8 protein-coding genes are annotated in these 13,894 nt (G+C 73.0%); 1 reads left to right on the plus strand and 7 read right to left on the minus strand.

Translation table 11 applies throughout. The features are described from left to right. Positions 1–563, plus strand: a 563-nt coding sequence (locus IG64_RS27610) for a C40 family peptidase (RefSeq protein WP_037861111.1), incomplete at its 5' end; no start/stop codon positions are given. Positions 564–659: 96 nt separating this feature from the next. Here IG64_RS27610 and IG64_RS27615 read toward each other — a convergent pair. The 7 genes from IG64_RS27615 to IG64_RS27645 all read right to left on the minus strand — a co-directional run bounded on the left by IG64_RS27615 (position 660) and on the right by IG64_RS27645 (position 13,809). Then, complete coding sequence (locus tag IG64_RS27615; RefSeq protein WP_037861113.1) at positions 660–1,529, minus strand: class II glutamine amidotransferase; 870 nt, start codon at positions 1,527–1,529, stop codon at positions 660–662. Between the two features lie 15 nt (positions 1,530–1,544). Further along, positions 1,545–2,975, minus strand: coding sequence for a glutamate decarboxylase (locus IG64_RS27620; RefSeq protein ID WP_037861115.1), 1,431 nt, complete (start codon positions 2,973–2,975; stop codon positions 1,545–1,547). 98 nt (positions 2,976–3,073) lie between these two features. Continuing rightward, positions 3,074–4,207, minus strand: coding sequence for a glycosyltransferase (locus IG64_RS27625; RefSeq protein WP_037861117.1), 1,134 nt, complete (start codon positions 4,205–4,207; stop codon positions 3,074–3,076). Beyond that, the gene (locus IG64_RS27630; protein ID WP_078884255.1) at positions 4,204–7,086 is read right to left on the minus strand and encodes a bifunctional glycosyltransferase/CDP-glycerol:glycerophosphate glycerophosphotransferase; all 2,883 of its coding nucleotides are present in this window, start codon (positions 7,084–7,086) and stop codon (positions 4,204–4,206) included. Before IG64_RS27630 ends, IG64_RS27625 begins: the two co-directional genes overlap by 4 nt. Before the next feature lie 506 nt (positions 7,087–7,592). Next, positions 7,593–8,321, minus strand: coding sequence for a methyltransferase domain-containing protein (locus tag IG64_RS27635; RefSeq protein WP_037861118.1), 729 nt, complete (start codon positions 8,319–8,321; stop codon positions 7,593–7,595). 131 nt (positions 8,322–8,452) lie between these two features. Continuing rightward, entirely contained in the window at positions 8,453–11,161 is a 2,709-nt protein-coding gene (locus IG64_RS27640) for an ATP-binding SpoIIE family protein phosphatase (protein ID WP_037861119.1), read from the minus strand. A gap of 227 nt (positions 11,162–11,388) precedes the next feature. Next, a complete protein-coding gene (locus IG64_RS27645; protein WP_037861120.1) occupies positions 11,389–13,809 on the minus strand; it encodes an MFS transporter in 2,421 nt (806 codons plus the stop codon). Positions 13,810–13,894 lie beyond the last annotated feature (85 nt).

The raw sequence follows: 13,894 nt of genomic DNA on the forward strand, positions 1-13,894 counted from the left end.
AGCGGGCCGAGGCCACCGCCAAGCTCAAGGACCTCGCCGCCACCCGCACCGAACTGGGCAGCAAGAAGAAGGAAGTCCAGGGCAAGCTCGCCGAGGCGCGGCAGCTCCTCAACACGCTCACCGCCCAGGAGAAGCAGCAGCTCGCCGCCGCCGAGCAGACCCGCGCCACCCGGGGCACGGAGCGGGTCTCCATGGGCAAGATCACCCCGGGCAGCGGCCACGCGGGCGCCGCCTTCTCCGCCGCCCAGAGCAAGATCGGCAGCCCGTACGACTACGGCCACAACGGGCCGTCCACCTTCGACTGCTCGGGCCTGACCTCCTGGGCGTACGCGCAGGCCAACGTCTCCATCCCGCGCACCTCCGAGGCGCAGGCCAACATCGGCCAGCGCATCTACTCGCAGAACCAGCTCCAGGTGGGCGACCTGGTCTTCTTCTACGGCGACCTGCACCACGTCGGCCTCTACGCCGGCAAGGGCATGGTCCTGCACGCCCCGCACAGCGGCGCTTTCGTGCGCTACGAGTCGATGGGCAACATGCCCTACCAGTTCGGCGTACGGGTCTGATGCCGCGTCAGCGGCGCCGTTTCACCTTTGACTGACGACCGCTTGACGCCATGTCAGGAACGTATCTGGCGTAGCGTCGGTGGTTCGTGCGGCGGATCAGGCGACGGTCTGGGACGCTGCGGCCTCGGGGCGCAGACCGGCCAGGGTGAGCCGGTGGGCGGGGGCGTCGGGCAGGACGGTGCTGCTGGTGGTGCTCAGGTCCGGACCCACATGGAGGAGTTCCCCCGGCTCCATGAGACGCCAGTCGGGGTTGTCGTCCATGCGTTCGCTCGCCACGACCACGGCGGGCTTGTCGGCCAGGTTCTGCGAGTGGACCCGCATGCGTCCCCGGCTGCCGCTGTGGTCGAGGTGGCGGCCGCCGTGCGGTCCCCCCTCGGGACGTCGCAGCACGTACAGCTCGTGGGTGTCCGGGTAGCGCAGCGCCCACAGCCCGCCCGGGGTGATGAGGACGAGATTGAGGGCGTAGACGGGCAGGTGCGCGGCGATCCAGCGGGCGGCGTGTCCGATGCCGGCGGTGATGTCACCGCCGGCGTCGCGGATCTCCCGGGTGATGAGGGCGAAGAACCGCTCGGAGTCGGTGTCGCCGCGGACCAGCGCCCGGTCCTGCCCCAGGTGCTGGTCGAGCCGGCCGAGGTCCTCGATGACCCCGTTGTGCGCGAACAGCCGCCCCTCCTGCTCGAAGGGATGGGTGTTGCGGGCGTCCAGGCTGCCCGTGGAGGCGTAGCGGACGTGCGCGAGGAAGGTGGCGGACTCCACCTCCCGGGCCTCTTCGGCGAAGACCCGGTCCTGGTACGCGGCGATCGGGGCCTTGTCCACGTGCGGGGTGCCGTCCGGGGCGAAGTAGCCGAGGCCCGTGCCGTCGGGGTCGTGGCGGCTCTGCCGGCTGAGACTGTCGGGCGCGTCCAGGAGCCAGAAGGTGGCGTGGCTGCGTTGCGGGGCACTGCTGAGGCCGAACAGACGGCACATCGGGTACCTCCTAGGTCAGTGGCGGCCCGGGGTGCGCGGGTTCTTGGTCTCCGCGCCGTGGGCGAAACCGCCGGAGTCGTCGGCACTGCGGTGCGGCTCGTGCTGCTTGTCCAGGCGGGGCAGGACGCGGCGCAGGTCGGCCAGGAGCAGGTCGGCGAGGTCGTGGCTGAAGCCGTTGCGGACCACGATCCGCAGGGCCGCCAGGTCGGTGCGGTTCTTGGGGAAGGTGTACGCGGGCACCAGCCAGCCGCTCTCGCGCAGGGCCGCGGAGACGTCGAAGACGCTGTAGTGGTCGATGCCGTCCCGCATCCGGAAGGCGAAGACGGGGATGTCGCTGCCGTCGGTGATCAGCTCGAACGGTCCGAGTCCGGCGATCTCGGCGGCGAGCCGGGTGGCGACGTCCCGGCAGGTCTGCTGGACCCGCCGGTAGCCGTCGAAGCCCAGGCGCAGGAAGTTGTAGTACTGGGCGACGACCTGCGCGCCGGGCCGGGAGAAGTTCAGCGCGAAGGTCGGCATGTCGCCGCCGAGGTAGTTGACGTGGAAGACGAGGTCGTCGGGGAGGGCGTCCTTGTCCCGCCACAGGGCCCAGCCGACGCCCGGCATGACCAGGCCGTACTTGTGGCCGGAGGTGTTGATGGAGGCGACCCTCGGCAGCCGGAAGTCCCACGGGAGGTCCGGGTCGAGGAAGGGGGCGATCATCGCGCCGGACGCGCCGTCGACGTGGACGGGGATGTCCAGTCCGGTGCGGTCCTGGAGGTCGTCCAGGGCGGCGACGATGCCGGCGACGGGCTCGTAGCTGCCGTCGAAGGTGGAGCCGAGGACGGCGACGACCCCGATGGTGTTCTCGTCGCACAGCTCGACGGCCTTCTCGGGGGTCAGGTGATAGCGCTCCCCCTCCATCGGCACGTAGCGCGGCTCGACCTCGAAGTAGTCGGCGAACTTCTCCCAGCAGATCTGGACGTTGATGCCCATGACCAGGTTGGGCCGGTCGGCCGGCTTGCCCTGCGCGCGCCGCCGGTGCTGCCAGCGGCGCTTGAGCGCGAGCCCGCCCAGCATCGCCGCCTCGCTGGACCCGGTGGTGGAGCAGCCGACCGCGTGCCGGGGGTCCTCGGCGTGCCAGAGACGGGCGAGCATGTGGACGCACCGGGTCTCGAGTTCCGCGGTCTGCGGGTACTCGTCCTTGTCGATCATGTTCTTCTCGGCGCACTCGTCCATCAGCCGCCGGGCCTCCGGCTCGGCCCAGGTGGAGACGAACGTGGCGAGGTTCTGCCGGGCGTTGCCGTCGAGCATCAGCTCGTCGTGGACGATCTGGTAGGCCGTGTCCGGTTCCATCTCCCCCGACGGCATCGCGTACCGCGGAACCTTCAGCGGTTCCCGGCTGAAGACCGGGTTGACCATCAGGTCCCGGCTCTCACCGCGGTCGTCACGGGGGTGCCTCACCGTCATGCGCGCTCCGTCCTCGGTCTGTCGTCAGCCTGTCCTCGGCCGGTTGCCGGCCTGTCGTCGGCGTACCGGTACCCGGAATCGCCCGTTGGATCCTCGTGTCACCGCTCCAGGAAGTCGAACAGCTCTTCCCAGCGGCGGGTGATGGCTGCGGGGTCGAAACGCCGCACACTGCGCAGCGCCTGTTCCCCCATCGCGTCCCGCAGGGGTTCGTCGGACATCAACCGGACGAGGTGGCGGGCGAGTTCGGAGGTGTTGCCGGGCCGGGCGAGCAGTCCGTCCTCGTCATGGGTGACGATCTCCCGGACGCCTGGCGCGCAGTCGAACGCGACGCACGGCACCCCGCTCGCCATCGCCTCCAGCAGCACCAGCGGAAAGCCCTCGCCGCGGGAGGACTGGACGAAGACGGAGCAGGCGCGCAGCGCCCCGGGCACGTCGTCGGTCTGCCCGGCGAAGTCCACCGAGTCCTCGATGCCCAGCTCGGCGCACTGCCGGCGCAGCTCCGCCTCGGACTCTCCCCTGCCGTAGATCCGCAGGGTCCAGCCGGGCTGCTGCGGAGCGGCCTGCGCCCAGGCGTCCAGCAGCAGGTCGACGCCCTTCTCGTGGGAGAGCCGGCCGATGCTCGCGACGACCTTCTCGGTGCGCGGGGAGGGGGTGCCGGGCTCGATGGGCAGCGGGTTCGGCATGAAGTCGAGGTTGTTCATGCCCTCGCCGACCCAGCGGTCGGCGTCCTCCTGGGTGAGGGCGAGGAGCCGGTCGACGTCGGCGTAGTACTTCTTGACCCGGGCGAAGCGGGACGACTTGCGGGCCGTCTCGAAGGACTCGTGGGTCATGCCGATGACGGTGTGTCCGGCGGTGTCCGCGAGGGCCACCCACTCCATCGCCCAGACCTGGGTGACGATGATCACCGCACCGGGCGAGGCGGCGCGGAACAGTGCCGTGAGCCGTCCGGCGGCGGCCCGCATGTGGGCGTCGTGGCGGCGCAGGGCGGGGTCGGCGGAGCCGAGCAGGCGGCGCGGCCGGGGGCGGCCCGGGGGCCGGCGGGCGTACAGCGTGACCGTGCGGAACGGGGGGTTCTCGCCGAGGTCCATCGGGTGCCCCGCCGGTGCGATGCCGGCGATGGTGACCCGGTGGCCGCGGTCGGCCAGCAGCCTGGCGAGCTGGGCCTGCCAGCGGCCCACGCCGCCGAGTTCGTTGACCTCGTTGGCCACGAAGAAGATGTCGCGCTGGGTCATCGGGCCTCTCCCGCGGGGCCGAAGAAACGGTCCACGATCTGCGCCGCGGCGTCCCCGCGGTCGTACTCGCCGTACTTGTCCACGAACTCCTTCAGCAGGGCCTCGTACGCCGTGTGCACGGCGGTCAGGTCGCCGAGCGCGGCGAAGAGGTCCTCCGGGGTGCGCGGCACGGGGCCGGGCGCCTCGGTGAGCAGGTCGAAGTAGGTGCCGCGGGTGTCCTCGGCGTACTCCTCCCAGTCGTGGACGTAGAACACGATGGGGCGCTGGAGCAGCGCGTAGTCGAACATCACCGAGGAGTAGTCGGTGATCAGTGCGTCGGCGAGCAGCATCAGCGGGGTGATGTCCGGTTCCGCGCTGACGTCGATGACGCGTCCGGCCACCGAGGGCGGCAGAGTGAGCCGGTTGAGGTAGTGCGCGCGCACCAGCAGGACGTGGTCGTCGCCGAAGCGGTCGGCGTACTCCTCGACGTCGAAGGGGAACGCGAAGTCGCGTACCCGGCCGTCGGGGTGGGCGCGGAACGTCGGCGCGTACAGCAGCACCCGCTTGCCCGGGTCGATGCCCAGGCGTTCGGCCAGCCGCCGCGCCTGCGGGTCCGGTGCGTCCGACTCGCGGGCCCGCACGAGGGCGTCGTTGCGCGGATAGCCGGTGCGCAGCAGTTTGTGCTCGGGGATGCGGTAGGCGCGGGCCAGGGTGCGCACGTCGTGCTCGCTGCGGACCACGAAGTGGTCGAAGCGGTCCAGGGCCTGCTGGTAGGAGCGCTGCTCCTGCTCGGACTGCATCCGGTGGGTGGGCTCGTCGAAGCCCATCCGCTTGAGCGCGGAGCCGTGCCAGGTCTGGATGTACGTCGTCTCGGGGCGCTTGGCCAGGCGCAGCGGGTAGCCCTGGTTGTCGATCCAGTACTCGGCCTGGGCGAGCGCCTTCAGGTACCGCCACGACCAGCGGCGCACCAGCTCCGCGTCCTCGGGGAAGCCCTTGGGCCGGTCGCCCGCGTAGGACCAGACGGCGGTGATGGGCACGCCGCGGCGGCGCAGCTCCTCGTAGATCGCGCGGGGGCTGTCGCTGTACTGCTTGCCGAGGTGGCTCTCGAAGACGACGGTGCCCTTGCGGACGGGGAGCTTGCTCAGCATGCGGTCGTAGACCTGGAGCTTGCGGGTGCCGGAGTTCAGGTCGCGGCGCACGGCGCGCAGCTTGCGGTAGGCGCCCTTGGCGGCGCGCGCGGGGCGTCCGTGCAGGTTGCGCTGGACGGCGGCCCGGCCTGCGCGGGCGGCCTGGCCGTGCTGGGCGAGCCGGAAGGCGAGGTGGCCCTTGGCGGACACCTGGGCCTCGATGCGGTCGGCCATCAGCCTCGTCAGGCGCGGCCGGACGGGGAGGGCCTCGGCGTGCTCCAGGTCGACGGTGCCGACGGTGAGGCGGCTGGTGGTCCGCGCGCCGTCCGCGGTCAGGTGCAGCCGGACGTCCCAGACGTCGTCGATGATGCCGAGCGGGCGCAGGCGCCGGGTCAGGGGCACCTCGGCCCGCCAGGCGATCGTGTCGCCCTCGTGGCTGACGGCGGCGACCGGGAACCGGAAGGTCTGCAGGCTGCGCCGCCGGGCCCGGAACTCCAGCTCGGCGGTGAGCTTCGCACCGGGGGCGATGGTGTGCAGCGGGTTGACGATCGCACCCGCGAGCCGCACGTCGCCGCCGTCCACGGCGTACTCGGTGAGCTGGTTGCGCAGGAACATCTGGTTCAGCCGCTTGGCGTGGTAGCCGAGGCTGGTGACGTCCAGGACGGAGCGCATGTCCGGATCGTCGAGGTAGCGGTCGGTCCAGTAGATCCGCCCGTCCCGCTCGACCAGCGGGGTGGCGATCTTCTGCCGGTTGATCAGGGTGTCGATGGCCGGCATCAGGTCCGCCCAGTCCTCGCGCAGCAGCAGCTGGGCGCAGATGGCGTGGACGCGGTCCAGCTCGGCGTAGGCGGCCTCGGGGAAGTCCTGGACGTACCCGCGGGCCAGCTCGGCGAAGCCGTGCCGGTAGTCGTCGTCGAGGAAGGGCAGTTCCCGCAGGTAGAGCACGAGGTCGTGCTTGAGGAACTTGATGTCCTTCCACAGCTTCAGCCTCTCCTGGCCCTGGCGGTCCAGGAGGGCGTCGATACGGCGGTGGATCTCGACCCGGTCGGCGAAGTTCCTGATCTCGCCGCGGCGGTTGCTGATCGACTTGGCCTCGGTCTTCTCCACGACGTTCCAGTGGTAGACCGTGTTCGGGATCAGGGTGATGCGCCGCGCGGCCAGGTAGGCCTGGGCGGAGAAGAGCAGGTCCTCGTAGTGGATGCCGCGCGGGAAGACGAGGTCGTTGCCGAGGAGGAAGTCGCGCCGGTAGCACTTGTTGGTCGACAGCGTGTCGAAGACGAACAGGTCCGGCAGCTCGGCGACGGACTCCAGCGTGCGGGTGCTGCGGTACAGCCACGGGTACCAGGCGACGCGCTTGCCGTGCCGGTTGTCCGTGTACACACGGACGCAGAGGCCGGAGACGAGGTCGGCGCCGGTGCGGTCGGCGGCCTCGACCATGTTGCGGCACGCGTTGCGCTCCAGCGTGTCGTCGCTGTCCAGGAACATCACGTAGCGGCCCCGGGCGACCTTGACGCCCTCGTTGCGGGGCTCTCCGCAGCCGCCGCTGTTCTCCGCGAGCCGGATCGCGCGGACCTTGCCCGGGTGGGCCGCGGCGAGCGCCTGCGCGACCCCGTAGGAGCCGTCCGTCGAGCAGTCGTCGGCGATGACGACCTCGACGTTGCGCAGAGTTTGCTCGAGAACGGAACCGACGGCCGCCGGAAGACGCTCTTCGTCGTTGTAGACGATGACGACAACGCTGACGTCCGGTTCGGGCGCGACGCTCGACACGGCCACCTCTCGTCTCTGTACGGTGGGGGATGCGGTGGGGGTGAACGTCACCCTACAGGCTGTAGGGACCACCCCCGCTCCCACCCCTCCTGCAAACTACGTCAATGCGACAATACGCCGCCCCTCTGACACGCTGAGCTGGGGCGGGGGCGGTGGCGGCGGCTGTTCCCGGGACTGGAGCGCCCGGCTCACCGGTCAGGCGCCGCGGGGCGGGGAGGCTGCCGCGGCTGCGGGGCCGCGGCGGCGCGCGGCCGGGATGTCAGGGCGCGCGCCCCCTCAGCCCGGGGCACGGGCGCGACTGCTCAGCCCGAGGCACGGGCGCGATGGTGCGGCCCGGGATGGCCGGACCGCGACCGCGAGACCGGGTTCACCTGACCGCGACCGCGAGACCCAGGTCACCGAGCCGCGACCGCGAGACCAGGTTCACCGGAACGCGACCGCGAGACCGGGGCCCGCCAGGGGACGAAGCGCGGGACCGGGGACCTCCGGCGGCCGGTCCCGCGGCCGGGGCGTCACTCCCGGGCGGCCGTGACCACCAGCCACCTGGACGGCAGCTCTATTCGGGTGCCGGCGGGTGTGCGCTCCGTCGTGACGAGCGGGAGCTCTCCCGCGGCCAGGACGGTGAGGCCGGCCGAGCGGAGGAGGTACGGCACCGCCTCGTCGCTCACCTCGCCGGGGGCTATCCCGTGCCGGAGGACCGGGGCGAGCTTGGGCGGCGGCCCCGCGGGGTCCTGCGCCAGCCGGCCCAGGACCGATCGCGCCGCCTGGGACGGCTCGACCAGGAAGGCCCGGCCGCGTTCCCCGACCAGCACGGCGAGCGCGTCCGCGAGCGCCTGCCGGTCGTCGGGCTCGCACTGGTGCAGGACACCGCGCATGTAGACGTTCACGTCGCCCAGCTCGGCGTGCAGGGCGCCGGCCGCCGCCTTGTCGGTGGCGTCCAGCTCGCGGTACTCCGCCCGCCCGGTCCGGTCCGCGAGCCGGGCGCGTGCGACGGCCGCCGCCGCGATGTCCGCGCCGACGACCCTCGGGAAGCGGCCGGCCAGGTACCGGGTCTGCGTGCCGTTGCCGCACCCGAGGTCCACCAGCGGCAGAGCGGTGGCGGCCAGGTACGGCGCGAACAGGGGAACGTGCACGGCGGCGGTCACCGCCGGGTCGGCGTCCCAGAACACCTGTCCCGGTCCGTCGGGCGCCGCACGCCAGAACCCCTCCCAGGCCTGCCGGTACCGACTCGTCACGCTCATGCCCAACTCCCCAGTGTGCGGCGGTGATCCGTCGTGAGCGACGGGCGGGAGAACGGTCTACCGCGCCCCTCGCCTCCGGGCAAGCACCCGGCCCACTCCTTCACACCCCCGCCCCGGCCCGCCCTCTCTTCTCAGCGCCGGGGAAGGGACAGTTCGCACCAGACCGTCTTGCCCGTGCCCGTACGGCTGGTGCCCCACTCGCGGGCGAGGGCGCTGACCACACGCAGGCCGCGCCCGGCCTCGTCGGCGGGACCCGCGCTCAGCAGCACGGGCAGGTCGTGGTCGTCGTCCTCCACCTCGCACAGCAGGGTGTCCGCGCGGACCAGGCGCAGTGCGACGGGGCGTGCGCGGGAGTGCCGTACGGCGTTGGTGACCAGCTCGCTGACCATCAGCCCGGCGGGGTCGGCGAGGTGCCCCAGCCCCCACGCGTGCACCTGCTCCCGGACCGCCGCGCGGGCGCGGCCCACCTCGGCCGGATCACGGGCGAGCCGCCACTCGGCGACGTCGTCCGGCCCGATGCCGTTGAGGCGTGCCATCAGCAGCGCCACGTCGTCCTTGCGGCCCCCGCGCGGGTTGAGGGCGCGGACGATCGTGTCGCAGGCGTCGTCCATGGACGCGGCGGGATGAGCCGCGGACGCGCACAGTGTGGCCAGTCCGGACCCGATGTCCTCGCCGCGCACCTCGACCAGCCCGTCGGTGCACATCACCAGCCGGTCGCCGGGCTCCACGCGCACGCGTACCGCCTCGAAGGGCACCCCGCCGACGCCGATCGGCGCTCCGGTGGGCAGCTCCAGCAGCTCGCTGCGGCCGTCCGCGGCGCGCACCAGGGCCGGCGGGATGTGGCCCGCGTTCGCGAGGTGCAGTTCGCCCGCGACGGGGTCGTAGACGGCGTACAGGCAGGTCGCCAGGTAGGCGTCACCGAGCCGCTGGGCGAGGTCGTCGAGGTTGCGCAGCAACCGCGCGGGCGGCAGGTCGAGGGCGGCCATGGTCTGCACGGCGGTGCGCAACTGGCCCATCATCGCCGCCGAGTTCAGCCCGTGCCCCATGACGTCGCCGACGACGAGCGCGGTCCGGGCGCCGGGCAGTTTGACCGAGTCGAACCAGTCGCCGCCGACCCTGCCGAGCAGGGTGCCCGGCAGATAGCGGGTGGCGATGTCGCAGCCCGCCATCCGTGCCGGGATGTGCGGCAGCATGCTGTCCTGGAGGGTCTCGGCGACACTCTCCTGGTACGTGTACATGCGCGCGTTGTCGAGCACGAGCCCGGCGCGCGCGGCGAGTTCCGCGCCGGTGACCCGGTCCATGTCGTTGAACTCGGCCCGCTCGGGGTGGCGCAGCAGGATCATGAAGCCGAGGACGACGTCGCGCGCCTTGAGCGGGACGACGAGCATCGAGCGGTGGGTGATCAGGGGGCGGATGTCCCGCTTCTCGAACTGCGAGGCGATGGCGTGGCCCATCTCCTCGCCGATGCGGGGCACGAGCACGGGCTCACCGCTCGTCATGCACTGGAAGAACGGCGTGTGCGCCGGGAAGGGCATCGCCTCCCCGACGGGCACCACGTCGTCCCAGCGGCCGGGTTCGTCGGTGTGTTCCAGGGCGACCCGGTGCCACATGGTCGTGGTGTCGGGCACCCCCTCGGCGAAGCCCTCGCCCGCGACGACCTGTTCGCGCAGATAGGTGCCGGCGACGTCGGTGAAGCGCGGGACGACGGCCCGGCTGACCTCCTCGATGGTCTGCGCGAGGTCGAGGGAGGTGCCGATGCGGCCGCTGACCTCGTTGAGGAACTCCAGGCGCTCCCGGACGGCGGCGTACTCCAGGTCGACGGGCTCGTCCTCGCACCCTCCGTCGAACGCCTCACCGGACCGCCCGCCGGTGGTCTCGCCGAGGCCTTCGCCGGGGCCGTGCGGTGCGGGTCGTCCCGGGGCGGCGGCCCGTGCGGCCCGCCGCCGGCGCGCACCGCGCCCGGCCCGCCGGGGCACTCCCCAGTCGGGGGTGACGGGCACCCGGTCGTTCTGGCAGAACTCCAGTACCGGGTAGCCCAGTTCGAGGATCTGCGCGACGATCCGGGCGCTCTCGCCCACGCTCATGCTGGGCATGATCTCCGGGAGCCCGCGGGCGAGTTCCTCGGCGCCGGGGAAGTCGGTGTGCAGCGCGAAGGCGGGCGCGATGCGCTCGACGGCGAAGGCGCCGTGCCCGGCCGCCGCACCGCCCACGAGCCCCGCCCGGCCGGCGGGACCCACGCCGGCGGTGCCGTCGCCGTCGGCACCGTGACCGCCGGCGCCGGCGGTGCCGTCGCCGTCGGCACCGTGACCGCCGGCGCCGGCGGGCCGGCGCAACACGTCCGCGTCGGCCGCGTCGGCCGCGAGCACCAGCAGCCGCTCCGGTCCCGGGCCCACCAGGGGGTAGGCCCACCACAGGACGTCGACGCGGCCGCGCCCCGGCACGGTGAGCCGGGCTCGGCCCGCGGCCGGGTAGGACAGGCGCCCGTCGAGGGAGGTCTCCAGACCGGGCCCGAGCCCGTCGTGGCCGTCGTGGGCGCAGGGGGCGGCATGAGCGGCGTGCCCCGGGTGCGCGAGCACCCCGCCGTCCTCGGGATCGTCGGGCAGCGCCCCGGAGACGGGCAGCAGGTCGGCCGCCGCCCGGCCGACGGCCTCCTGCCTGCCGGTGCCGAACAGCCGCCGGGCGCCGGTGCTCCAGTGCGACACCAGGCCGTCCCGGTCGACGACGACCACGGCCAGCGGAACCCGCCCGGCCCCGGCCCGTGCCGAACCGGCCGCGGCCCGCGCCGCCCCGGTCCCGGCCGGGTGGCCGCGAGACGCGTCCCCGTCGGTGCCACGGTCCATGGCCAGGCCCCTCTCGCACGGCTCCGCAAGATCTGCGATCCCAGGCCCACCACGGTACGGGGCCGTCCGGTCACGATGTGCGGCAAACCCGGGAATTGGCTCCCGCGGCGAGACGGTGCGCACTCCGGCGCCCCGTCGTCCGGCACCCCCCAGGGCGCGCAGGGCCGCCGGTGCGCCCCTGGGACGCGGTGCGCCCCGCGCCCCGGCGCGCCCCGCCGCCGGTCCGCTCAGTCCTCGTGGCCGAGCTGGAGGTCGCGTTCCGTGCGTCCGCCGCCCGCGACCTGGAGCACCGTGGCGACCGGGGGGTAGCCGGCCGCGATCACGGTGTACTCGCCGGAGGACAGGTCCACGAACCGGAACGATCCGTCGGGTCCGGTGGTGAGCGTGTCGACGACGTTGCCCGCCGCGTCGAGCAGCGTCACGCGCGCGTCCTCGACGGGCCGTCCCGCGCTCGCCCGCACGGTGCCGCGCAGGACGGCGCCGCCCGCCAGTTCCACGTCCTGGCGCGTCTCGCGGGAGGCCTGCACGCTGACGGGGAGCGCGGCCGGGCGGAAGGCGGGCGCGCTGGCGGCGAGGGTGTACTCCCCCGCGACCAGTTCGGTGATGACGTAGCCGCCCTCGCGTCCGCTGCGGGTGCTGGCGACGACCTCGCCGTGGACGTTGGTCAGGGTGACGGTGGCGTCCCGCACGGGGCTGCCGTCCGCGGTGCACACGGTGCCCGCGAGGCGTCCGGCGCCGCCGAGGACGACGTCGAGTTCGACGGGCCGCTCGCCGACGGTCACGGAGACCGCCTGCGGCTGGTGCCCGCCGGCCGCGGCGATCAGGACGTACGAGCCGGTGCCCGGCGTGGACAGCGCGTACCGCCCGTCCTCGCCGCTGGCGCCCCGCCCGATCTGCTGTCCGCCGACGTCGATCAGGGTGAGCGCGGCGCGCGGCACGACGGTCCCGTCCGCGTGCTGCACCGTGCCGCAGACGGGGACTCCGGCCGGGTACGGCGCCCGCGACGGCGGCACGGTGTGGTTCAGGGGCGCCGGCTCGGTCTCGAAGGCGGCCGGGGCGGGGGTGTTGTGGGACACCAGCGGTTTCTCCTTGAGGAAGAAGGCGATGATCAGGCCGAGGACGAGCACCGGCACGAGGTAGAGGAAGATCCGCGGCATCGCGTCGGCGTACGCCTGGATGTAGGCGTCGCGCAGGGCCGGCGGCAGCGCGTGCACCATCTGCGGGGTGATCGACTCGGGGTCGGGGAGGGCGGTGCCCGCGCGCGCGGGGAGCCGGTCGCGCAGGGCGTCGGCGAGCCGGTCGGCGAAGAGGGTGCCGAAGACGGCCGCGCCGACGCTGCCGCCGATCTGGCGGAAGTAGTTGTTGGCGCTGGTGGCGGTGCCGAGGTCGGCGGGACGCACGGAGTTCTGCACGGCGAGCACGAGGACGGGCATCACCAGGCCGATGCCCGCGCCGAGGACGGCCATCCAGATGCTGTACTCCAGCCGGGAGGTGCCGACCTCCAGCCGGGACAGCAGCCACATGCCGACGACGGACAGGGCGCTGCCGAGCAGCGGGTGGATCTTGTAGCGGCCGGTGTGGCTGATCAGCTGCCCGGAGACGATGGACGCGACCACGATGCCGCCCATCATGGGCAGCATGAGCAGCCCGGACTCGGTGGCGGAGGCGCCGTCGACCATCTGCAGGAAGGTCGGCAGGTAGCTTGCCGCGCCGAACAGGGCGACGCCGACGACCAGGCCGACCAGGCCGCTGATGTTGAAGACGGAGTCGCGGAAGAGCCGCAGCGGGATGAGGGGTTCGGCGGCGAAGCGTTCGGCGACGACGAAGAGGACGGCCGCGACGGCGGCGCCCGCGCCCAGACCGAGGATGACCCGCGATCCCCAGGCGTACTCGGTGCCGCCCCAGCTGGTCAGCAGCACCGCGCACGTCGAGGCGGTGCCGAGGAGCAGCGTGCCGAGGATGTCGAAGCGGGCCTTGACGTGCGGTCTGGGCAGTTTGAGCACGACGGTGACGACCGCGAGGGTGACCAGGCCGAAGGGCACGTTGATGTAGAAGCACCACCGCCAGGAGAGGTGGTCGGTGAAGTACCCGCCGAGCAGGGGGCCTGCGACGGAGGCGAGGCCGAAGGCGGCGCCGATGAGCCCCATGAACCGGCCGCGCTGCCGGGGCGGGACGATGTCCGCGATGATGGCCTGCACGCCGATCATCAGGCCGCCGGCGCCGAGCCCCTGTACGGCGCGGAAGGCGATCAGCTGGTCCATGGTCCCGGCCCGCCCGGCCAGTGCGGAGCCGATGACGAAGACCGCGATGGCGAACTGGAAGACCCCCTTGCGGCCCACCAGGTCGCCGAGCTTGCCGTAGACGGGCAGTCCCACGGTGGCCGTGAGCAGGTAGGCGGTGATCGCCCAGGACATCTTGTCCAGGCCGTGCAGCTCCCCGACGACCTTGGGGAGCGCGGTGGCGACGATCATCTGGTCCAGGGCGGCCAGCAGCAGAGCGAGCATCAGCCCGACGAAGACCAGCCGGACCCGGCGGGGGCTGAGCGGGTCGGCGCCGGCCGGGAGCACGGCGGTGCTCCCGGCCGGGGCGGCGCGGGTCTCCGGTGGCGCCGCGACCGGTTCGTCCTGCACCAGAGTGATCCCGCCCACTTGGCCCTCTCCCTCGTCGCACTGGCGCGCAGATTCCGCGCGCAAAGCGACAACTACGGACAGCCCGCGGGGTTACGGCGCGAGG

Source organism: Streptomyces sp. NRRL S-340 (assembly GCF_000720185.1).
In the GTDB taxonomy this organism is placed as follows: Bacteria; Actinomycetota; Actinomycetes; order Streptomycetales; family Streptomycetaceae; genus Streptomyces.

Excerpts from the sequence above, each read along its gene's own strand:
- IG64_RS27615 (WP_037861113.1), bottom strand. The coding sequence starts at position 1,529 with ATGTGCCGTCTGTTCGGCCTCAGCAGTGCCCCGCAACGCAGCCACGCC.
- IG64_RS27620 (WP_037861115.1), bottom strand. The coding sequence starts at position 2,975 with ATGACGGTGAGGCACCCCCGTGACGACCGCGGTGAGAGCCGGGACCTG.
- IG64_RS27625 (WP_037861117.1), bottom strand. The coding sequence starts at position 4,207 with ATGACCCAGCGCGACATCTTCTTCGTGGCCAACGAGGTCAACGAACTC.
- IG64_RS27635 (WP_037861118.1), bottom strand. The coding sequence starts at position 8,321 with ATGAGCGTGACGAGTCGGTACCGGCAGGCCTGGGAGGGGTTCTGGCGT.
- IG64_RS27640 (WP_037861119.1), bottom strand. The coding sequence starts at position 11,161 with ATGGACCGTGGCACCGACGGGGACGCGTCTCGCGGCCACCCGGCCGGG.